Origin of the sequence: Nitrincola tibetensis, from assembly GCF_003284585.1 — a bacterium.
In the GTDB taxonomy this organism is placed as follows: Bacteria; Pseudomonadota; Gammaproteobacteria; order Pseudomonadales; family Balneatricaceae; genus Nitrincola; species Nitrincola tibetensis.
The window spans coordinates 257,143-279,605 of the sequence record NZ_QKRX01000002.1 but is presented as its reverse complement, the minus strand read 5'-3'; the positions used below and the strand labels follow the sequence as shown (position 1 = coordinate 279,605).

The following is a 22,463-nucleotide window of genomic DNA, read 5'->3' as shown; positions in this document are numbered from 1 at the left end:
ACAAGCCCTCGCGGCCGAAGTTTACATAAGGATAATGATCGATGATGGTTACAGAAACAGAAAGAGTGCTGATTAGAGAGCTTGAAAGCAGTGATACGCCAGCGCTCAGCAAGATACTTGGTGATCCATCAGTGATGGAGTTCTCAAGCAAGGGCGCACTGACAGAAGTGGATACTGCAAAGTTCATCGAAGGGTGTAGAAGTTCATATAAAGAGCAGGGTTATGGCCAGTGGGCCTTAATCGAGAAGCAGTCGGGGGCTCTTATTGGATTCTGTGGTTTAAGTAATGCAACTGTGGATGGAGTCGAAGTAGTGGAAGTCGCATACCGCCTCGCTCAGGTTCAATGGGGAAAGGGCTTGGCTTCGGAAGCTGCGAGAAAGGTTCTTGAGTACGGCTTCGCAAAATGTAATATCGAGTCAATCGTGGGAATCGTCTCACTTCGTCACGTTGCATCTATCAGAGTGCTTGAGAAGATCGGATTTCAATCATTTTATGAAACGCAATATGGCGGATGGGATGTTCGTGTGTATCGGCTCAATAAGCATAATTTGAAAATCCTATAGCACGTTGCTTCAGGTGATGTTATATCGGGCGCCTTTTTCACTAGATTGCCTAGGTGTGGACCGTTCGGACAAGCTTGTTCGAATGTGACCGTTAGGCTACTACTTCGCCATAAAGAGCCTCCTGACGCATCTAAGAGTGGTTTAGCGCCGTAAGGATCTTAAGTCAAAGCCTACGTGCTCTCATCCAAACTATATCTTGCCATCTATACGTTAGGGACGTACGCTTTATTTATGGAAAGTATTTTTGTCGAGTCAAAAATTTTTGAAAAGTACCGTGATGTATATCTTAGTGATGAAGTGTATAGACTCTTTCAAGCTGAGTTAATGCTAAACCCTAAACAGGGTGAGGTGATTCAAGGTACATTGGAGGCGTGGCGTAATGAGCAATCGTGATTTATTTGCGGAGTTAAGCTCAGCTCTTGTTGAGGCTAAACAGCATTCGGAAGGTAAATTGACGCTGAAAACACATTACGTGTATGACGTAGGTGATTTGAATATATCACCAGATGAAATCTTGAGCATTCGAGAGCAGTTCAATATGTCCCGTGGAGTTTTTGCCCGATTACTTCATACTTCTTCGCGAACGCTAGAGAATTGGGAACAAGGTCGTAGTGTGCCAAATGGACAAGCAGTGACCCTTTTAAAATTGGTACAACGTCATCCAGAAACTTTGTCACATATTGCTGAGCTATAACACCTTTGAACCCAAACCTAGCCATAAGCATTTGTTTTTTATTGGCCGCGTCAGCGGCTACTGAGCCAGTGATTCTGCTTGCTGCGAATGGCCTACAGAAAACAAGCTTACATAAGGAACAAACAACTAAATGAGAAGCGCGCTCAGGTCCAAAATTGTCGAAATCTGCAACAAAAAGATAGCGTATAAAGGCGATTCAGTAGGTGTCTCTTTCTATGCATTCTTTGCCAATAAGAATGATGATCCGGAGCTTTTAATGGAGGCTGCGACTTGGTGGATTCAGACGCACGAGCTCGATCACTTTGAAAAAGCGCATAAAATTAAAGGGATGGTAGAGCGCGGGCTCTGATTATAGATATCAAGCACACAACCAGACTCAGAAATGTGGCGATGCTGCATGTTTTCGCAAACACTTTTATTCAATTGAGCGTTGACATTAATATTTTTATCTAGCAGGCTGAAAATATGAATTTAAATCTTACGCAACCAACAGCTCGAATTATCATCATTCAATAGGAATGGTGGGCGTTGTGATGCGTTTTTAGTTTATCAAACCCACCCTAGAGAGGTGGGTTTTCTGTTTCTGCCTCATGGGAATAGTCTATTTCAAGGAGGCAGTATGAATAAAATAGCCGTTTTTGGTAAGCCAGGAAGCGGAAAATCAACCCTAAGCAAAGCCTTAGCATCGGCGACTGGCATACCTCTACACCAATTAGATTCGATCGTGTACAAACAAAATGGTGAGTTGGTTGATGCAAGCGCATTTGATAAAACGCATCAAGATATCCTATCGTCTGAAAGCTGGATAATTGACGGGTTTGGCCCGATGGGTTCATTTAATCAGCGATTGGAAGCAGCTGACACCTTGGTCTACGTTGATCTGCCATACATAACGAGCTATTGGTTTGTTACCAAAAGATTGTTAAAAGGGCTTTACGTCAAACCTGAGGGTTGGCCTGATGGTAGCTCGGTAATGAAAGGTACTTTGGAAAGCTACAAGGCTTTAAGGCTATGCCCGAAATTTTGGAATGATGATTTTATTGGTCGATTAGAGGCTATGTCCGCTACAAAATCATTATATATAGTCAGGTCAGTTTCTGAGTTAAATAACTTTGTGCAGCGAACGATCAAATAGAGTCTATAACATACCATGTGCGTAACAGGTGCATGGTGTATAAGCAGCGGTTATTGTCGGACAATTCAGTGTATGCAACAAATATCCTTTTTAGTAGAATGCAAAAAAAATTGGATTTTGTAGTAGTGTGAATGCCTAGTAAAGTCGTGTCTCTCGCAGAGTATCGAGAGCGTTTAAAAAAAGAAGAAACTCGAGTTGCTTGGGTTGATTTCCCCTCAGTTTTTATTTTTTGCCCTCTCGGCTCTGCTAAGAAGCATGAGAGGTACGATGATGCTAAGAAAAATGGTAACAATGGCGCTGCATTGCAACTTGTAAAAGATATTGTACCTCAAGAGAAGATCGAAGAGTTGCGTGCAATCGTTCAAGGTAGCGAGGCTCTAATTCTTCCTGTTCATGCCATAGAGGAATTTGGCACCAATAAAATACCAGCTGCTCTGGCGTATTATTTGGCGGTAAAACTCCGACTGGAGTTATGTGATGATATAGTTCAAGCTAATAAGCCCCAAAGAACGGATAAAGGTGCGTATTACCGCTTGTCTCAATATCCTTTCTTCGATGGGAATGTGCAGCAAGGACGTAACTATGTTATCTTAGATGACACATTATCGATGGGTGGTACTTTAGCTTCACTCAGAGGTTACATTGAGAATAAAGGCGGTCACGTTATATTGGCTGTTGCCTTGACGGGACACGATGGAGCTGCTTCACTTAACATAAAGGAAGCAATGCTCAAAGCTATACAGAACAAGCACGGAGACGAACTTGATGAATGGTGGAAAAGCGAAGTTGGCTTTGGTGTGGACAAACTCACACAAGGTGAAGCAGGGCACCTCAGGAAAGCCCCAAGCATTGACGAAATCCGAAGTAGAATCCTTGCGCATAGATCTGAAGAATAGCTTTTCAGAGTTCGCTCGACTTGACTCTGAGTTAGCAAAAGCTTAATTATGTTACATACTCACGACCCCACGTTTTCACGTGGGCTTTTTTATGGGCTTGAAACGATACATAATATTTATTCTTCTATTAAATACTTATAATTGTCACAAAGCTCTTTTATGTAACGTGGTAAGGAGTTTAGGTATTGCATATTGACAGAATCGGCTCCCAGAATCCATAAACAAACGGACCCAAGGAGCCTTGCTTATCACTTCTGTTCTGGTTCATACCCCAAGTTGGGCGATAACCAGCGCTCAGCTTCGTCCATTGTCCAATCTTTGCGTTTGGCGTAGTTTTCAACCTGGTCTTCACTGATCTTTGCGACACCAAAGTATTGCGATTCAGGGTGGCTGAAGTACCAACCACTAACGGCCGCCGTGGGCAGCATGGCAAAGCTATCTGTCAGGCTGATACCAATTTTCGACTCTACATCCAGCAGCTGCCAAAGCAGGCCTTTCTCTGTGTGCTCTGGGCAGGCGGGGTAGCCTGGAGCAGGGCGGATGCCTTGATACTTTTCTTTGATAAGCGCTTCGTTGTCGAGTGCTTCGTCAGTGGCATAGCCCCAGAACTCTTTGCGCACGCGTGCATGAAGATGCTCAGCGAAGGCTTCGGCTAGGCGATCAGCCAAGGCTTTCACCATGATGCTGTTGTAAATGTCTTGCCGTGATTCATACTCTTCAACTAATTCGTCAACGCCAAATCCTGTCGAGACGGCAAAGGCACCGATCCAATCCTCCTTGCCTGTCTTTTTAGGCGCGACAAAGTCGGCAAGACACATGTTGGCTTTGCCTTCAATTTTTTGCGTTTGTTGGCGCAGATGGTGAAGACGCATGTGGCAATGTTCGCGACTTTCATCAGTATAGAGTTCTATGTCGTCATAATTCACGCTGTTGGCAGGAAATAGACCAAGCACGGCACGCGCCTGCAGGCGTTTGTTGTCGATGATGTCGTTTAGCATGACTTGCGCTTCTTCAAAGAGTTTGCGCGCTTCGACACCTACAATTTCATCATCTAGTATGCGCGGATAACGCCCAGCGAGTTCCCACGACTGGAAGAAGGGTGTCCAGTCGATATAGTCACGAAGCGTGTTGAGATCGTAATCTTCAAAGACTTGAATGCCCGGCTGTATCGGTTTAGGAGGAGTGTAATTGTCCCAGTCTATTTTGTGCTGGTTTGCACGCGCGGCTTCAAGTGTTACTCGGCGAGAGTCTTTTTGACGCTCAGCATGACGTTCACGCACTGCTTGATATTCATCACGTATATCTTTGATAAACTGATCTTTTTTATCTATTGATAACAGAGAAGAGGCAACGCCAACCGAGCGTGAGGCATTGGTGACATGCACAACTTGATTGTTCTTATACCCTGGCTCAATTTTAACCGCTGTGTGTGCTTTCGAGGTTGTCGCACCGCCGATCATTAAGGGGATGGTGAAGCCTTGTCGCTGCATTTCTTTCGCAACGTGCACCATCTCATCTAGCGAAGGCGTGATTAAGCCGGATAAGCCAATAATGTCGGCATTGTGCTCTTTGGCTGTTTTCAAAATCTTTTCACATGAGACCATCACGCCCAGATCGATGACCTCAAAGTTGTTGCATTGCAAGACAACACCCACAATGTTCTTACCAATATCGTGAACGTCGCCTTTAACGGTGGCCATAATCACTTTGCCCGCCGAGGTGCTGGCGTTTTCAGCTTTTGCAGCTTCGATATAAGGCATGAGATACGCCACGGCTTTCTTCATGACGCGAGCGGATTTGACAACCTGAGGTAAAAACATTTTGCCAGCCCCGAAAAGGTCACCGACGACGCTCATACCATCCATCAAGGGTCCTTCAATCACCTGAATGGGGCGCTCAAACAATTGACGACACTCTTCAACGTCTTCGTCAATAAAGTCAGTAACTCCTTTGACCAAGGCATGTTCAAGGCGTTTTTCAACGGAGTTGCTGCGCCACTCAGCATCTTGGACGGCCGCCACTGTACCATCACCGCGATACTTTTCAGCGAGCTCAAGCATGCGCTCCGTTGCATCATCACGTCGATTAAGAACAATGTCTTCCACATGGTCTCTTAATTCGCTTGGAAGGTCGTCGTAGATCGCGAGTTGTCCGGCATTGACGATCCCCATGTCCATGCCTTGCTTGATTGCATGGTAGAGAAAGACACAGTGGATGGCTTCACGCACTTTATCATTGCCACGGAAGGAGAAGGAAACGTTAGAAACCCCTCCCGAAATGCGTGCGTAGGGTAGATTCTTTTTGATCCAGCTCGTGGCTTCGATGAAGTCAACGGCATAATTGTTATGCTCATCTATGCCGGTGGCGATCGCAAAAATATTAGGGTCAAAAATGATGTCTTCCGGTGGGAAGCCGACCTTTTCGGTCAACACCTTGTAGGAGCGCTCACAGATCTCAATTTTACGCGTGTAGGTATCCGCTTGCCCTGTTTCATCAAAGGCCATAACGACGACGGCAGCACCGTAACGTCGAATTTTTTTCGCTTGCTCAATAAAGTTTTCTTCGCCTTCTTTAAGGCTGATTGAGTTAACGATGCCTTTACCCTGAATACGTTTGAGTCCTTGCTCTAGGATTTCCCATTTGGAGGAGTCCAGCATGATCGGAACGCGGGAAATATCCGGCTCTGACGCAATCAGATTCAAGAAGCGGATCATCGCCGCTTCCGCATCCAGCATCCCTTCGTCCATGTTGATGTCGATAATTTGAGCGCCTGCCTCAACTTGCTGCCGAGCAACTTCTAGAGCGGTTTCATAATCGCCTTCTTTTACTAAGCGGCGAAAGCGAGCGGACCCCGTGACGTTGGTACGTTCACCTACGTTGACGAAAAGGGTTTCAGCGCCAAGGTTTAAAGGTTCAAGCCCGGCAAGACGGCATTCAACTTTTAAATCCGGCAGTTGGCGAGGCGAGTGGGCTTCGATTGCCTCACGGATCACACGAATATGATCGGGGGTTGTACCGCAGCACCCACCCACAATATTCACAAACCCCGACTCAGCCCATTCTTTGATTTCGACGGCCATTTGCTCTGGAGTTTCATCATACTCACCAAAGGCATTTGGAAGGCCCGCGTTCGGGTGAACCGAGACATAGGTTTCAGAAATGCGAGACAGCTCTTCAACATATTGACGCAACTCCTTCGGGCCGAGTGCGCAGTTAAGACCGACACTGATGGGGCGAGCGTGGCGAACCGAATTCCAGAAGGCTTCTGTGGTTTGCCCTGAAAGGGTACGCCCAGATGCATCGGTAATGGTGCCTGAAATCATAACGGGCAAACGAAGGTTATGTGTATCGAAGTAATCTTCAACGGCATAAATGGCCGCTTTGGCGTTAAGCGTATCGAAAATTGTTTCAATCAGAAGGATGTCGGAACCTCCTTCGATAAGCGCATCGATGGATTCGGTATAGGCATTGACCAATTCATCAAAGGATACGTTGCGATAGCCAGGGTCGTTCACGTCTGGCGAAATGGAGGCGGTACGATTCGTAGGGCCAAGGACTCCGGCAACGTATCGGGGTCTGTCAGGTGTTTGTTGTGTGATGGCATCACATGCCTCACGAGCCAAGCGCGCAGCCGCAAAATTAATTTCACGACTGAGCGATTCCATCTCGTAGTCAGCCATGGCAATCACAGTGGCATTAAACGTATTGGTTTCGATAATGTCCGCGCCCGCCAGCAGGTAGTCGGTATGAATGCGGCGAATTAAATCCGGCTGAGACAGAACCAGTAGGTCATTGTTGCCTTTGACATCGACATGCCAGTCTTTAAAGCGCTCTCCCCGATAGTCATCTTCTTGCAGCTTTTCATTCTGGATCATCGTACCCATGCCGCCATCAAGAATCATGATGCGCTGATTCAGGGTCTGTTCTAGAGAGGTAAATACTGCTGATTTGCTCACGTTTGCTATGCCTTTGAAGATTAACCTTTACTTGATTGCATTATACCTCAGACAGTGAGGGGATTTCTTGAACCTGATTCATGTTGTCTTGAAAAAAACTGATCTTAACAAGGAGGAGTGATTGATGAGTGCCGGGATATAGAGGTCTTTAATATAATGATTGTCGACACCTTGGTAAATTCAGGCTGAAATTAAATTAGTATTGCCTTTTTTATTAAGTGTATGAAATATTTTAAGTTTGTTGACTTTGTTATGATTTACTAGCCTTTTGTCTTAGTTAAAGTATGGATTAATTTGGTTAAAGTAGCGCTTCTAGCAGGGCTAACTGTCTACAATTATAAAAAAGCCCTAATTACGAGTTATACAAACCAATAAAAAGGGCCCGCTTTATGTCCTATCATGCTGAATACACAAAATCTGTTGAACAACCGGAAACGTTTTGGGCAGAAAAAGCTGCTGATTTGCCTTGGTACAAGCAGCCTGAGCAGATTCTCTCTAAAGATGAGAACGGAATGCTTCGTTGGTTCGCGGATGGCGAAATGAACACGGCTTACATGGCGTTGGATTATCATGTTGAACAAGGACGGGGCGATCAAACCGCTGTCATTTTTGACTCCCCAGTGACCGATACCAAGCAAATGTTCACCTATACGCAAATGCGTGATCAGGTTGCCCTGTTTGCAGGTGTGCTCAAAGCGCAAGGTGTATCTAAAGGCGATCGTGTCGTCATTTATATGCCGATGATTCCAGAAGCCTTAGTGGCGATGCTGGCTGTTGCCCGTTTGGGCGCTGTTCATTCTGTCGTATTCGGCGGGTTTGCACCTCACGAACTAGCTGTTCGTATTGAAGATGCAGAGCCTAAAGTGGTGGTGTCCGCTTCGTGCGGTGTTGAGGTTAAAAAAGTCATTGAGTATAAGCCTATGCTTGATGAAGCCTTGCGCCTTTCTGCACACAAGCCTGCTTGCTGTATTGTTTTGCAGCGTCCGCAAGCGCTGGCAGAGTTGTTGCCTGAGCAAGATTTAGATTGGCAAGACGCAATGGCAAACGCTGAGCCTGCTGATTGCGTGCCCGTTAAAGGAACGGATCCTTTGTATGTGCTGTACACCTCGGGCACAACGGGTAAGCCAAAAGGTGTGCAAAGAGACAATGGCGGCCATGCCGTCGCGCTGAAATATTCGATGAAAGCGGTGTACGATATGAGTCCAGGTGAGGTGTTCTGGGCGGCGTCAGATGTAGGTTGGGTTGTTGGTCACTCGTATATTGTATATGCGCCTTTATTGGCGGGTTGTACAACGTTGGTGTACGAGGGCAAGCCTGTTCGCACACCGGATGCCGGTGCCTTTTGGCGTGTTTGCGCAGACTATAAGGTAAAAGCACTGTTTGCGGCGCCGACCGCATTTCGTGCCATCAAAAAAGAAGACCCTGAAGCCTTACTCTTCAAGTCGTATGATACGTCCTCATTGAAAACCATTTTCATGGCAGGCGAACGTTTAGATCCGCCTACCTATGATTGGACAGTGGAAAAGACAGGCAAGCCAGTTGTCGATCACTGGTGGCAAACCGAAACAGGTTGGGCCATTTGCGGCAACCTGATGGGCATTGAACCCAAGCCCACTAAGCCAGGTTCTTCGACCTTACCGATTCCTGGCTATAACATCCAGATTCTAGATACCGAGGGAAATGAGTTGCCAAGAGGGCAGCAGGGTTCAATCGCCATCAAACTGCCATTGCCACCGAGCTGTCTGGCAACGGTTTGGGGTGATTTTGAACGCTTCAGAACGGGGTATCTTGCCGAAGCGCCTGGGTATTATACAACGGGTGATGGTGGCTACATGGATGAAGAAGGCTATGTCTTTATCATGGGGCGTACAGATGATGTGATCAATGTTGCAGGTCATCGTTTGTCCACGGGTGAAATGGAAGAGATTGTTGCGGCACATCCTGCGGTTGCCGAATGCGCCGTCATCGGCATTAATGATCCTCTTAAAGGACAGGCGCCAATAGGGCTTGTGCTATTGAAAGACGGTATCGAAGTGGATGAAGCGACATTAGAGAAAGAGCTGATAGCGATGGTACGAAAAGAGATCGGGCCGATTGCTTGCTTTAATCGCGCGCTCGTTGTTCAGCGCTTGCCTAAAACTCGCTCGGGTAAAATACTGCGTAAATTACTACGCAATATTGCCGATGGAAAAGAGTACTCCATCCCTTCAACGATCGATGATCCAACGAGCTTGGCTGAAATAGAAGGCATCATGATGGAGCATGGCATGCTTAATAAAGCATAATCATCAGCTTATCTTTCAAAATAAAGGCAGTTTTACTGCCTTTATTGCTATGGAGTTATGGAAAATTTTAGCTAAACTATGCGATGCTATAGTATCGGTATATATCTAAGCTAAGACAATTTTTCATTTTCTGTAGCAGGGAGGTTCACTATTCTAATTCTTAATAGGCTTCGAAAGCTGCAGCCCATTGCCATCGCCGCTCTCATTTCCAGCTCAATGTGTGTATCGGCGTCAGAATTGACGTTAAGAGTTGAAGGTGTTCCCAATAATATTGCTGATAATGTCCGTGGTTTTTTGAGTATCCAATCGCTTGAAAACCAACAAATCTCCAGCGTTAGTCGTTTAATGTATCTTCACAGACGCGCTGAGGATGAGATACGTCAAGCATTAGAGCCCTTTGGTTATTACAATCCTGAGCTAGATTTAGCCTTACAAAGTCAGGACGGTGGTTGGCGAGCCGTTTATCGAATTACACTGGGCCCCCAAACACAAATCACCCGTGTGGATGTTCAAATTCAAGGTGAAGGAGAGCAAGATCCTGCATTTATGGCACTTTTGTCATCCAATCCCCTCAAAACTGGGGAAGCCTTATATCATCCCACGTATGAGAGCTTTAAAAGTCAAATCCAATCACTCGCAGCTGAGAGGGGCTATTATCTCGGACGCTTCACAGAACAACGCATCCGTGTCGATCGTGAGCGTAACCGCGCTGAGATTTCACTAACGTTTAATACCGGACAGCGCACACGTATCAGTGAGTTGCGTTTTTCCGAGAACCCCATTAAAGACAGCTTGCTAAGACGTTACCCGCGTTTTGAAGAAGGCGACTTTCTTGAAGTGGTTAAGCTGATTGATTTGCAAGGCGCTTTAATTGATAGCGATTACTTTGCAGATGTTGAAGTGCGTCCCGTCATGGAGGAGTTTACTGAAGGCTCAGTTCCAGTCGAAGTTAACCTAACCCCACGTCCTCGCTCTTTGTATCAGGCTGGGTTTGGGTTTGGTACCGACACAGGTGCACGCATGCAGCTCGGCTTAAATCGGCGTTATGTTAATTCATCCGGGCACAAGATCGATGCTCGTATGCGTTTGTCTGAGATTCGAAACGACATTACTGCTGGTTACATAATTCCAGGACACAATCCCCGCTTTGACCAGTTTGGCCTGCGCACGGGTTTTTATGATGAAAACTCTAAAACAATTGATTCCAGTCGATTAAGTTTTGGTGGCTTTTGGCAAAAGCAAATTGATGAATGGGAAGGCATTTTATCCTTAGACTTGGAGCAAGAGCGCTTTAGTTTTGATCAAGACACCACCCAAACCAGACTGCTGATCCCACGACTGCAAATGACAAAAACCGTTTCAGATAACCGATTCAATACTCAGAAAGGCTATCGAATTTCGTTCGGTGTTGCAGCGGCTTCGGAGGCATTGTTATCGGATGTAAGTCTGCTGCAGTTAAGCGCCAGTGGTAAGCGAGTCGATTCCTTAGGTGAGCGCTGGCGGCTTTTATCAAGTGTGGAGGTAGGTACAACCTATACAAGTGATTTTGATCGTGTTCCCGCCACCCTACGTTTCTATGCGGGTGGTGATAATAGCATTCGAGGTTATGATTATCAGACTCTGGGCCCTAAAAGCCGTTCAGGGCAGGTTATAGGTGGCCAGCATTTGATTACCGGAAGTCTTGAGGTTGATTATGAATTTATTCCGAACTGGCGTCTTGCAGGATTTGTCGATGCGGGTAATGCATTTGATGATTTGAACGAGAAGATAAAAACATCGGCTGGTTTTGGTGTGCGATGGCAGTCACCTGTCGGCCCGGTCAGACTAGACTTGGCAACGCCCATTCAAGATTCGGGTGTTCGAATTCATTTTACGTTGGGACCTGATTTGTGAAGTTAAAGCTTTTATTAATATCACCCTTACTGCTGGTTTTACTCGTATGTTTTAGTCTTTTGGGACTGTTTTTCTTACCTGGAGCGCCAGCTTTAGCTTATAAAATTGCGAAGCCTTATTTACCCTTAGACCTCGAAATTGAGTCTATTGAGGGGGCGTTTGCAGGACCTTTGCAGATTAATGGTTTAGATTTTAAAGACAATGATACATTGATTTCGGTTGGACAAATCGCTTTGGATTGGACGCCGATGTGTTTTGCACATCAACGTTTTTGTTTAGATACGCTTCGAGTCAGTGATATTAATCTTGTCTTACCCCTTTCAGGTGAAAGCGCGGCATCAGAAGATACTGCATTCGAATTACCAGAAATTAACTTACCGCTGAATGTGTCACTAAATGAAATTCAAATAGAGCGCCTTCAGGTTCAGCTAGGCGATCAGATCTATCAGCTTGATCAGGCAAATTTGACCTTAAACACGGATCAAAATAAAGTTGCTTTGGAAACGCTGAGCATTGGGCATCACGAAAGCTACGTAAATATCGAAGGCTGGGTTGATCTTGCAGCGCGCTTTTCTCACGATATTTTTATAGATATTAATTTTAAACCTGAAGATCTAGAGGCTTTATTAGGACTGGATTTATCTGAGCTACAACTAGGTTCACTGGTTAGCCAGATCAGCCTTGATGGTGATGCTGATGACTTTTTTGTTGGGCTTTCGGTCGCAACCTCTCACCCCGAGACAGGACCTGCCAACATTCAATTAGAGTCTAAAATTCAGCCATTTGAACAAGTTATCAATATCACACGTCTTTTAACGAGCGTTGGTGATACGCCTTCAGAGTTGTTGGTGACCGGGTCAGTGACTCACTTTAGTGACCCTCAGTTTGAAATCAGTGCAAACTGGAGTGGCATCGTTTACCCGCTTGTAAATCGCGTAGAGCCTGCATTGATTGCTTCACCTTCTGGACTTTTGACACTTTCTGGAAACCTAAGTGAGATGGTCATTGAATTGTCCACCCGTATTTCAGGTGCCGATATTCCTGATACTGAGTTGCAGTTAAATGCCAGAGGCCACACCGAAGCGTTAGAGGCATTTAATCTTGTCGCGAATACACTGGGCGGCCAAGTCACTGTGTCCGGTAGTGCTGGCTGGATGCCTTTTCCTATCTGGGATTTAACCATACAAGCACAAGAGTTGGATCCAGCAGTATTCGCACCTGATTGGCCAGGGAAGCTGTCTCTTAACTTGACTACCCAAGGACAATTAAATGAGGGGTCACAGCCTTCTTTAGTGGCGCGTCTTGAGTCTTTGAGCGGCGAGATAAGAGAACAGTCTCTTTCGGGGAGCGGTTCTTTTTCGCTACAAGGGCAAAGAACACAAATTGATAATCTGGCTGTGCGCTTAGGCGCTGCTTCTATCCAGCTTGAAGGGACAGTGGATGAACTGCTCGCCTTAACCTTTCGTTTAAATGTTCCTGATCTTAGGGCCGTTTTACCGGATGCGGCCGGGCTGTTAAGTTTGGCAGGAGATGTGAAAGGCCCATTAATGACCCCTGCGATTAATGCGCGTATTAATGGCAATAGTTTAGCGTTCCAAGACAACCGTGTTCGTTCAATTTCAGGGGATGTCTATACCGATCTGGCTGGAACTCAAGCGTCTAACATCAAACTGCTGCTCTCTGATATCACCGCAGCAGGAGAAACATTCAAGAGTATCGAGCTTGTCGCGTCCGGATATCCTAACAATCATAATGCCGAGATAAGCTTAGTGGGCGAGCCTCTGGATTTGTCATTGGCAGTATCAGGTGCTTGGCAAGATGAGCGTTGGAATGGCCAAGTCAGTGCATTGTCTTTACGGCGTGAAGAGATTGGGCGCTGGAGATTGAGCAGCTCAGCACCTATTCAGGCGAGCGCGTCAGGTTTTAACCTAGGCAATGCCTGTTTAATTCAGCAGGATGGAGACGCACGTTTATGTCTTGAGGCGCAGCAAGCAAATGGATTGACCCGTGCAAGCCTGGCTTTGTCCGATCTATCCTTGTCACTTCTGGATCCTTGGCTAGCAGGTGCGTCGATTGAGTCATCTTTAAATCTCTCAGCTGATTACCGTCAGCAAGGCAGTCAAGCCCCGCAAGCAAACCTAACATTGAACACCACTGCAGGTCGAGTGGATACGCAAGGTGAACAACCAGATCTTGCGCTTGATCCGATTGTTTTGACAGCACAATTAATGAATGATCGGTTGACTGCTCGTTTGGAAACCGATTTCTCAGCAATGGATGGCCGTATTCTTGCTGATATAACGGTTGGGCAACTGTCATCACGGCAAAGTCTAGAGGGCAGCCTGAATATTAATATGAGTGATTTGAGTATCGTCTCTGTGTTTGTTCCAGACGTGCAAAGCATACTAGGGCAGGTTGTGGCAAACTTTGCGCTAGCCGGAACCTTGAGTGAGCCTGCGGTTAATGGTCAATTTGAATATTTGAATGGATCGGCTGAGTTACCTGCCTTAGGTGTACGCTTAAGTCCACTGAGCTTAAAGTTGGTGTCAGAAGGTGACCAATCCGAGCGGTTGAGTCTTATTGGATTAGTAGGGTCAGGGAACGGACTCATTAATATCGACGGTCAGTATGATTTACAGCATCAGATTGGCAACTTGACGCTTAAAGGTGATAGTTTTCAAGCAATGGATACTGAAATTAGTGTTAGGATTTCACCTGACTTGAATGTGATAGTCGATGAAGATGCCATTCGTTTAGGTGGCAGTGTCACTATTCCTTACGCGCGAATCAGCCCACCAAAACAACAGATGCAAAGTGTTGTTCGTGCCTCTGACGATGTGGTTTTCACAGTAGATCAAGATGAAGGCTTAACTCAACGTAATCTACCCTTGTTAACTGACTTGTCGGTGATACTCGGTGATTCAGTTGAGGTGGATGCCTTTGGATTTAAAGGGCGCTTGCTAGGTCGCTTAAGAATCACAGATGACGCACAAACTACAACGCGAGCGTCAGGATCGATTCAAGTTGAAAGTGGTGATTATAAACTCTTCGGGCAAGATTTAAATATTAGTCGTGGAAGCCTTGTGTACACTGGAGGTCCAATAGATAATCCAGGATTAGATTTACGTGTCAGTCGCTTTGTTGGTACAGTAGAGGCCGGTGCTAGAATTACAGGCACTATTCGAGCACCTGAAATGACATTATTTTCCGTGCCTGCTATGTCAGATAGCAGTATTATGTCGTATCTTGTATTAGGGCGTGGTCCAGGTGAGTCGTCCGCTTCTGAGCAATCAATGATGATGCAGGCTGCTATGGCTCTCACGCTCCAAGGGGGCAACTCGATCACTGGCCAACTCCAGCAAGGCCTTAATTTAGATGAGTTTGGGTTTGCCAGTGATGACGCCGGTGATTCAGCATTTTTCATTGGTAAATATTTAACGCCAAGGCTATATATCCGCTATGGAATTAGTTTGTTAGAGTCCATGGAAATGCTAACCTTAAGTTATCGCTTATCTTCATTGTGGCGTGTTGAAACACAAAGTAGTAACTTAGGCAGTGGCGCCGATATTTTTTATACCCGCGAGCGGTAAACTTCAAATTAAGCATTCATCTAGGATGCTTGATTTGATTACTTTGGCGAGTTCCCTTGGTGGACTTTCCAATAGCTCGTAAAACATGCCAGATAAAACATACCCTATATAACGAGGTAAGAACATCTATGTCTGACCCTGTACTTGAGTATCTCAGCGGTCTCTCTATGGAGCAACTATGTGCAGTGGAATTGCAGGTTAATACCCTTATTGAGAAGCGAAAGCGCGAAAAAATTGAAAAGAAAAGTGAGTTTAAAATACCAGCCTCTCCTGGCTATAACAGCACTGAACAATTGGCCAACTCCTTAGGGCTAGATATCAGCCAATTAATGAAAGAAGTCAAAGCTTGGTCACGCTGAACTATCGTATTTAAGGCATTAAAATGAAAACATTGCTTAGCAGAAGGCGCTTTCTGAGCGCTGCTGTAGTCGCTTGCATTTCCATCGCATACCCTGTTCACATACTCGCGGCAAATCCAGCTGGTTTATCACTGGCATCGGTCAGTGCCGTTATTGCCCCATTAGGGTCCGACCAGCCCATCTATTCAAAACACGCAGATATTCAAATGCCCATTGCGAGCTTGACCAAGCTAATGACAGCTCTGGTTGTCATGCAAAGTGGTCAATCCTTGGATGAGCGTTTAACCCTAGTGCCTTATCGAGATAACTCAGGTAAAAACACCTATAGCCGTTTAAGGAGTGGGGCGCAAATTTCACGTCGCAACTTGCTGCATATGGCATTGATGTCATCTGAGAACATGGCGACTTACGTGTTAGCCCATTACTATCCTGGAGGTGTTGATGCCTTTATTAGTCGAATGAATGCCACCGCTCGATCTCTAGGAATGTTAAAAACACGCTTTGTTGATCCAAGTGGACTTTCTCCATCGAATGTCTCTTCAGCCAATGATTTAGTAAAGCTTGCTTCTGCAACCTATCAATATTCTGAAATTAGACGTTTGTCCACCATCGGGCAGGCCGATATGCACTTTGTTAACCCTTCGCATGCTTTGTCTTACACGAATACGAATCCTTTGGTCAGAAATGCCAATTGGCAGGTACATTTGAGCAAAACAGGCTATATTGAAGAGGCTGGTCGTTGTTTATTGATGGTCGCAAATATTAAAGGAAAGCTAACCACTCTTGTGTTTTTAGATTCTCATGGTCTTAGAACACCTATTGGTGATGCAGGTCGCGTCAGACGCTGGCTTGAAACAGGAGAGAGTGGGACTGTTCCTGACTCAGCTCTGGTGTATCAGCGTCAACGTTTAGCACGATTGTAATAATTTCGCACTTTCCGATTTTTCTGTTTGCACCCTTGCACATTATATTTCATACTTAAACGCATGATTGATTAATGAGCTAATCGTACCTCTCGCAAGGGTTGCTAGGAGAAAAATAACTTGAAAGATCCATCAAGGGTTGAAGAAAATTATTGCATAGCACTGCATCCTATCTGGGATGACCAGCTTAGGCATGTTGCCGATGAACTTTTGTATCGGTCGTCAGCTTGGGCGAAAACGGCCGAATTTCCAGATCCTATAACAGCAACAGCGCGCGCCTCATCAACAGCCTTTTATGAAATTGGTTTAGATCATCTGATTGGCGAGCGGCGTTTGTTTTTTAACGTGTCAGAGCATTGGCTGCGTAATTTAGAGATGCTGCCATTACCCCCTAACAGAATAGTAATAACGCTTGATATTTCAACAGAGCTAACCGACGCTGTTAGCTCAAATCTCCATGATTTGAAATCAAGAGGCTATGAACTTGCAATACATGGCGTCAGATCCAAAGACTTTAAAAATCCATTGTTGTCTTTTGCCGACATTATTAAAGCGGATATGCGCTGTGCTGTAACACGTAGTGAAATGAGTCGTTTTATGGAAGATTTAACAACGGTAAAAACAGTTGCAAGCTATATTGAAACTGAAACCATCTTTCGTGAGTGCCAAAAGCTAAGCTTTGATTTTTATCAAGGTTTTTTCTTTGCAGAATCAGAGTCGATTGGCTCTCCAGGTATAAAAAACCGTGCTGCCAATCGTGTCGCTCAGTTAAGAATACTAGGGGAACTATACACAGCAGAGCCTAATATGGAGTACATAGAAGCCTTGGTTGCCCAAGATCCTTCTTTGTGCATCATGATTCTACACCATGCAAACTCTCCACTATTTAACCGAGGACAGCGTATCGATAGCCTAGGGAAGGCACTGATGCTATTGGGCTTAGATAGATTGCGGGTGATGACTACGATTATACTTTTAGCAAAAAACGGCCCTATTCATCAATTGTTACTACCAAAATTACTGATTAGAGCTCATATGTGCCAGCTAGTCGCGGAGCGTTTAAAGAATATTGATCCTGATATTGCATTTACGACGGGGTTATTTTCATTATTGGATAAAGTCATGCATACCGACATGGAAGAGATTGTAAACTCAGTCGGCTTTACCGAGGTAATTTCCGATGCGTTACTCCAGAGGTCAGGGGTTATGGGTAAGCTATTAATATTAATAGAAAAGTTTGAAGAGGCGGCTATTGCAGGTAAATCGCTTAAAACCCTTCAGTTTTTGAATAGAGAATATCTAAATAGTGTTGCTTGGGCTGAAAGCGTATTGGTTACCCTTCAAAAGTAATATCTTTACTGTGTGCATTGATAAAAAGGATGATGTCATCTTTAACATTACGACTTAGTGTTTCTATATCAGCAATTAAATTCAGGGCGCGCTGTGAACTTTCATCTCGACACGCATGTTCTAGATTTTGTAAGAGGTCAGCAAAAAGAGAACACCCAATCATGCGTGCTCCACCTTTAATCTTATGCGCCGATTTTTTGGCCTCACTGAGTTGATTTAAAACAACAAGGGATGATAAATCTGATACGTCGGCTTCAAGCGTGTCGATAAAGCGCTGAAAGAGGCTAAGTGATATATCCATATCACCAATTTCGTTGATCAACACTTCGGGGTCGAAGTGAGCTGAAGTAAAGTCTTGGGCAACGTCAGTTTCCTCTCTAAAATCATCATTCAAGCCAAATAATTCGTCCGCTTCCTCAGGGCTAAAGCCATTCGTCATCCAATCTACTTGCTGCTCATTTGTCTCAACACCATCATGCCCAATTAGGTTTTTAATCAGAATCGCACGCAAATCATTTCGCTTCACAGGCTTTGAAATATAATCAGTCATACCTGATTTTAAACATCTTTCTCTATCACCTATGAGAGCGTCGGCTGTAATGGCAATGATTGGAATATCACAAAGGGGAGAAGGAAGCTGTCGTATTTTTGCCGTCGTGGTAAAGCCATCCATAATGGGCATATGGCAATCCATTAGAATTAAATCACATCTAGAGTTAGATGCTTCTAAATATGTTAAGAGATCTAATCCATTGTTAAATATATTAAACTTTATCTGCATTTTCGACAAAAGAATGGATAGCATTTCCTGGTTTATTTCATTATCTTCGGCTGCTAATACATGTATTCCTTTGAGTTTTTTCGAATCTACTGTATCTTGCTCTTCTGGAGACAAATTGGTTGTAGATCTAGTAAATTTAGCATCATATGTGTCAATTTCCTTTTGGTTAGGAAGCTTACAAGGGATGCTAATGCAGAATCTTGTGCCATGGCCCAAAATACTTTCGACTTGTACATCACCCCCTAATTGATTTATAAGCCCTTTAAGCAATGACAATCCTAGACCAATGCCACCATAGTGGCGCATGATTGTTGTATCAACTTGTTGGAATGACTCAAAGATGGCAGTGAGCTTGTCTTCAGGTATACCAATGCCTGTATCGGATACACGAATTAAACATGTACAGCTATCGTCATCTTTAAGAATTTCAGTTGAGACTACTACCTCACCATTTTTAGTGAATTTATTCGCATTGTCTATTAATATAAACATGCACTGACTCAGTCGTTCAGGGTCAGTTTTGATATGATCAGAGTAATTTGGATCTAGGAGGATGGATATTCGATTGTTATTTTTGTTAAGTTTGTCGGTTAATCTTTTTTCAATTCGGTCAACTATACCTCTTAAACTAACCGAAGCTTCACTTAATTCATAGTTATTGTCTTCTATTTTAATAAAGTCAAGAATGTTGTCGATAATTTCAAGTAAACTATCAGCTGAGTCTTGTGAAATTTTTGCATAGTATCTTTGGCTTTCCGTTAAAGAAGTGGATATTAATGCTTCCAACATGCCAATAATTGTATGCAAGGGGGTTCTTAGCTCATGACTAATTGTAGCCATGAAGTTGCTCTTGGCCTGACTTGCAATTTCAGCTTTTTCTTTCTGTTCTTGCATTTCAAGATCATAATTGAACTGAACTGAAATATCTCTAAAGGTAATTAGTGCAGGTTTTATTTTTGATGATTTTTGTGGAAGAGGGGATACAAAAATTTCTAGAACAATATCCTTTTGATTATTTATGCTATGAAATGCCGTGAATGCTGCTTGAAAAGTATTACTACAATCAGATGCAGCCCTGTCAAGAATACCATCGACAAGCACTTCTCCAAATATTTCGGTAATATTATTTTCGGACTCTAACTCTAAACTTTTAATAGCAGCTTTATTTTTCTTAATTATACAACCACCTAGGGCATTAAAAATGATCATACCCTCGTTAGTCGATTCAAATATTGCGGTTGAATCTTGCAATCGATGGGCAAGCTCATCTACCAGTCTTCTATAAAACAAAGAAAATACTAAGATCAATAAAATTGTGATAACACTGTAATAAATCAAACTCTCTTTAAATAGCTCCAGTTGTTGATATGGGATTTTGGCATGGATTTCAGTCAGTATGCCTACGTTTAAAGGAGCGTACATACTGCTTGCCCCTAGAACCTCCATCCCATGATAGCTTGTATAAGGTGTTATAAAAAATCGATGGGTGCTAGAGTCATAAGTATTTAAACTGGATAAGTTTTTAGAATAAAAATTTTCTTCATTGCTAGAGATTAGATTTATGTTTTCGACTGAAGGTCTTTTTTTATTTAAAATATCCAGTTTATTTATTTCATTGTAGTGATATGACTTGCTTATCAATGAGTAGTCATTGTCAAAAAATAAAAGCTCACCATGATACTGGCTGACAAGTTCAGGAACCCAGTTGCTAAATGTCGTCTCTGTTTCCATTGCCACAATTAAGTAGATTGTCTTATCTTCATTTAATAAGTGAATTTTTGATGCGTATACGAAATAGGGTGTATTGCCATGTTCAGATGATGTTACCGGCGTTCTGTATGTGCTCAAATAATGTACATTATGACCATCAAAGTTTGTAGATCGCAATTTTTCTCGTATATTTTCAACAAATTCCAAGTTTATAATTGTTGAGTTTTGACTTCGAAGTATAAAGTTTTCATCAAATAAAGCGTATATCTCTATGTCTTTATTATTTAAAGTTTGGTTGATAATGCTTCTAGCTTGCTGTGTTGCAAGTGGGTCAAAATCTTTGGATGTAATATCGATAATACTATTCTGAAGTAAAGGATCTTGTGATACTTCAGCGATGCTTGATAGTCTTTTTTGGTGTATTTCGTCTATGGCTGCGTAGGCTTTTTCGAGCACATTCGAAAAGGATTCTACTACATCTCGTGTGATTTTACTTTTTGTTGAAAAATAAAGATTTATACCTATAAAAATTATTAAAAAAGAAAGTATTAAAGTGGTTATGGCTATGATGCAAATTTTATTTTTTTTGTTAGGAGCTATTGATTGGTTCATTGTTGCTCCTCATGATTCACAAGGTTTTGAAACTCTTTATCCCAGTGAATGATATGACTATGCCAAGTTTCACGCAGTTTCTTCAGATAGCTTACAATTTTATTAGTGTCATGAGAAACAGTAATGGCCTTGCAAATAACCTCAGTCATTTTTACAATTTTATCATGTTCTTTTTGATGCAAATCAGCATCGAAATAAGGGCGACTTTGATGGTCTTCAATTTCTTGTTGAACATATTCATTAGTGCAATCAATCAGATCATCACAGTGTCGTTGAGAACTCGAATTTTTTTTGTGTATGACATGCTTCAAAATTAATTCTTGTAGATGGAAAATTTTGATTAAGAGCTTATCTCTGTCTTCTATTCCTGATTTATATTCAGGGCTCCAACCAGGCGGCATTTCACTGAGCACTCCACCAGATGCTCTCACACGATCAATCAATGTTTTCTTTTGATGTAGATTCTCATTTTCTGGGGTTTCAGACTGAGCGTCAGTTAGTGAGGTATCGACTTGTGCATATTCATCAACTGTTTTGAGATCAAAGTGGGTATTCAGGGCTTCTGAAATCTTGCGTGCTAAAATTTCACCATTAACTGGCTTGCTAACAAAGCCATTGCAATTTAACTGCAATGCCTTGATAACATTAGATTTATAACTAAAATCTGTAACAACAATAACGGGAATGTCTCTGCGTATATTATCTTCACCCATGCGAATGGATTTAAGTAAGGCCAATCCATTGCCATGCTCCATCTGTATGTCGGTGATGACAAGCTGTATATCTTTATTGCGTCGAAGTAGAACGCATGCATCATCTCCACTGAATGCAGTAAAGACACGCTTTGCCCCTAAGCGCTCTAGTATGCCGCGCGCGTATTCATTAATGAGAGGGGAGTCATCAACCGTTAAAAGAGTCGTGCCTGATACCGATAGCATACGTCACCCCCAGATTTTTTTGTTATAGCTTAACCATAGCACAAATCAGAAAATCCGGAAGCAATATCAGGCGAAAAAAGCATGATCAGCTGTAGCAAGTTGTCTATGCTGGGCAGCTTATTATCCTAAGACCGTTTTAAAAGTATGCTTTCAACTTTTGCACGAACCTTTAAGAAAGGAATGGGTTTTTGGATGAATGTCACATCCGGGCCTAACGAAACTTTCTCTTTTACTTCTCGTTCAGTAAGCGCCGTTATGATCATTAGGTGCATGTCTTTTAGAAGTTTCTGCTTTTTGAGCGCTTCAATCACCGAGAAACCATCAATATTTGGCATTTGCATGTCTAAAATGAGGAGTTCGGGATTAAAACGGCCAACCTCAATTAGGCCTTGATAGCCATCATTCGCTAAAATGACCTCGACAGGCAACCCCCAGCTATTGAGTGTTAAGTCATAGAGGCGTGTCAGGGTTTTGTCATCTTCAACAACGAGGATTCTAACAGGTTCGGTGCCCCGAGGGCGGGCAGATGATATAGAGGTATCGTCTGTGCCATGGTTTCCGTTTACTATGTCATCAGCAAGTTTCATTACGGAAGCGGTGCTAAAACGACGGTGACCACCAGGTGTTTTCCAGCCATCGAGTATACCTGCATCCGCCCAAAGCTGAACTGTTCGTGGTGTTACGCCGAGTAACTCAGCTGCTTTACGGCTAGTGCAGATTTGGTCTTTCACGTTTGTAGTATCCTCAAAATTAATATTTTACCAATCAAATATCTAAA

The 22,463-nt window shown here is 43.6% G+C and carries 16 protein-coding genes; 12 read left to right on the top strand and 4 right to left on the bottom strand.

From position 1 onward, the window contains the following. The first annotated feature begins 41 nt into the window (after positions 1–41). The 6 genes from DN062_RS03435 to DN062_RS03410 all read left to right on the top strand — a co-directional run bounded on the left by DN062_RS03435 (position 42) and on the right by DN062_RS03410 (position 3,288). Positions 42–563, top strand: a complete 522-nt coding sequence (locus DN062_RS03435) for a GNAT family N-acetyltransferase (protein WP_112157541.1) — start codon at positions 42–44, stop codon at positions 561–563. Positions 564–794: 231 nt separating this feature from the next. After that, a complete protein-coding gene (locus DN062_RS03430; RefSeq protein ID WP_205126638.1) occupies positions 795–956 on the top strand; it encodes a hypothetical protein in 162 nt (53 codons plus the stop codon). Then, positions 943–1,257 (top strand): helix-turn-helix domain-containing protein, encoded by a 315-nt coding sequence (locus tag DN062_RS03425; protein ID WP_112157539.1) that lies wholly within the window; start codon positions 943–945, stop codon positions 1,255–1,257. Before DN062_RS03430 ends, DN062_RS03425 begins: the two co-directional genes overlap by 14 nt. A gap of 130 nt (positions 1,258–1,387) precedes the next feature. Continuing rightward, the gene (locus DN062_RS03420) at positions 1,388–1,606 is read left to right on the top strand and encodes a DUF6500 family protein (RefSeq protein WP_112157537.1); all 219 of its coding nucleotides are present in this window, start codon (positions 1,388–1,390) and stop codon (positions 1,604–1,606) included. A 270-nt stretch (positions 1,607–1,876) separates the two neighbouring features. After that, entirely contained in the window at positions 1,877–2,392 is a 516-nt protein-coding gene (locus tag DN062_RS03415; RefSeq protein WP_112157535.1) for a P-loop NTPase family protein, read from the top strand. 131 nt (positions 2,393–2,523) lie between these two features. Next, positions 2,524–3,288 carry a phosphoribosyltransferase gene (locus DN062_RS03410; RefSeq protein WP_112157533.1) on the top strand — a complete coding sequence of 255 codons (765 nt, stop codon included), beginning with the start codon at positions 2,524–2,526 and terminating at the stop codon, positions 3,286–3,288. A gap of 248 nt (positions 3,289–3,536) precedes the next feature. Here DN062_RS03410 and metH read toward each other — a convergent pair whose 3' ends face one another. After that, the gene (gene metH, locus DN062_RS03405) at positions 3,537–7,244 is read right to left on the bottom strand and encodes a methionine synthase (protein ID WP_112157531.1); all 3,708 of its coding nucleotides are present in this window, start codon (positions 7,242–7,244) and stop codon (positions 3,537–3,539) included. Positions 7,245–7,633: 389 nt separating this feature from the next. Here metH and DN062_RS03400 point away from each other — a divergent pair, with 389 nt between their 5' ends. The 6 genes from DN062_RS03400 to DN062_RS03375 all read left to right on the top strand — a co-directional run bounded on the left by DN062_RS03400 (position 7,634) and on the right by DN062_RS03375 (position 17,644). Beyond that, on the top strand, positions 7,634–9,529 hold the full coding sequence (locus DN062_RS03400) for a propionyl-CoA synthetase (protein ID WP_112157530.1): 1,896 nt from the start codon (positions 7,634–7,636) through the stop codon (positions 9,527–9,529). Positions 9,530–9,766: 237 nt separating this feature from the next. Continuing rightward, positions 9,767–11,422, top strand: a complete 1,656-nt coding sequence (locus DN062_RS03395) for an autotransporter assembly complex protein TamA (RefSeq protein WP_239995681.1) — start codon at positions 9,767–9,769, stop codon at positions 11,420–11,422. Then, positions 11,419–15,012 carry a translocation/assembly module TamB domain-containing protein gene (locus DN062_RS03390; RefSeq protein ID WP_112157526.1) on the top strand — a complete coding sequence of 1,198 codons (3,594 nt, stop codon included), beginning with the start codon at positions 11,419–11,421 and terminating at the stop codon, positions 15,010–15,012. Before DN062_RS03395 ends, DN062_RS03390 begins: the two co-directional genes overlap by 4 nt. A gap of 128 nt (positions 15,013–15,140) precedes the next feature. Continuing rightward, the gene (locus tag DN062_RS03385; protein WP_112157524.1) at positions 15,141–15,371 is read left to right on the top strand and encodes a hypothetical protein; all 231 of its coding nucleotides are present in this window, start codon (positions 15,141–15,143) and stop codon (positions 15,369–15,371) included. A 23-nt stretch (positions 15,372–15,394) separates the two neighbouring features. Further along, positions 15,395–16,294: a D-alanyl-D-alanine endopeptidase gene (pbpG, locus tag DN062_RS03380; protein ID WP_112157522.1), complete on the top strand. Its 900-nt coding sequence runs from the start codon at positions 15,395–15,397 to the stop codon at positions 16,292–16,294. Positions 16,295–16,414: 120 nt separating this feature from the next. Further along, positions 16,415–17,644 carry an EAL and HDOD domain-containing protein gene (locus tag DN062_RS03375; protein WP_112157520.1) on the top strand — a complete coding sequence of 410 codons (1,230 nt, stop codon included), beginning with the start codon at positions 16,415–16,417 and terminating at the stop codon, positions 17,642–17,644. On the opposite strand, the gene DN062_RS03370 is transcribed toward DN062_RS03375, so the two are convergent. The 3 genes from DN062_RS03370 to DN062_RS03360 form a co-directional block, all read right to left on the bottom strand. Continuing rightward, positions 17,628–20,747: an ATP-binding protein gene (locus tag DN062_RS03370; RefSeq protein WP_112157518.1), complete on the bottom strand. Its 3,120-nt coding sequence runs from the start codon at positions 20,745–20,747 to the stop codon at positions 17,628–17,630. The two genes, DN062_RS03375 and DN062_RS03370, sit on opposite strands and share 17 nt — an antisense overlap. Beyond that, entirely contained in the window at positions 20,744–21,685 is a 942-nt protein-coding gene (locus tag DN062_RS03365) for a response regulator (protein WP_112157516.1), read from the bottom strand. Before DN062_RS03365 ends, DN062_RS03370 begins: the two co-directional genes overlap by 4 nt. A gap of 125 nt (positions 21,686–21,810) precedes the next feature. Continuing rightward, positions 21,811–22,416, bottom strand: coding sequence for a response regulator (locus DN062_RS03360; protein ID WP_112157514.1), 606 nt, complete (start codon positions 22,414–22,416; stop codon positions 21,811–21,813). Positions 22,417–22,463: the final 47 nt, after the last annotated feature.

Bases quoted from the DNA above. Each gene is read 5' to 3' on its own strand.
- DN062_RS03370 (WP_112157518.1), bottom strand. From the start codon at position 20,747: ATGAACCAATCAATAGCTCCTAACAAAAAAAATAAAATTTGCATCATA.
- DN062_RS03365 (WP_112157516.1), bottom strand. From the start codon at position 21,685: ATGCTATCGGTATCAGGCACGACTCTTTTAACGGTTGATGACTCCCCT.
- DN062_RS03400 (WP_112157530.1), top strand. From the start codon at position 7,634: ATGTCCTATCATGCTGAATACACAAAATCTGTTGAACAACCGGAAACG.
- DN062_RS03420 (WP_112157537.1), top strand. From the start codon at position 1,388: ATGAGAAGCGCGCTCAGGTCCAAAATTGTCGAAATCTGCAACAAAAAG.
- DN062_RS03430 (WP_205126638.1), top strand. From the start codon at position 795: ATGGAAAGTATTTTTGTCGAGTCAAAAATTTTTGAAAAGTACCGTGAT.
- DN062_RS03435 (WP_112157541.1), top strand. From the start codon at position 42: ATGATGGTTACAGAAACAGAAAGAGTGCTGATTAGAGAGCTTGAAAGC.
- DN062_RS03410 (WP_112157533.1), top strand. From the start codon at position 2,524: ATGCCTAGTAAAGTCGTGTCTCTCGCAGAGTATCGAGAGCGTTTAAAA.
- pbpG (WP_112157522.1), top strand. From the start codon at position 15,395: ATGAAAACATTGCTTAGCAGAAGGCGCTTTCTGAGCGCTGCTGTAGTC.
- DN062_RS03385 (WP_112157524.1), top strand. From the start codon at position 15,141: ATGTCTGACCCTGTACTTGAGTATCTCAGCGGTCTCTCTATGGAGCAA.
- DN062_RS03415 (WP_112157535.1), top strand. From the start codon at position 1,877: ATGAATAAAATAGCCGTTTTTGGTAAGCCAGGAAGCGGAAAATCAACC.
- DN062_RS03425 (WP_112157539.1), top strand. From the start codon at position 943: ATGAGCAATCGTGATTTATTTGCGGAGTTAAGCTCAGCTCTTGTTGAG.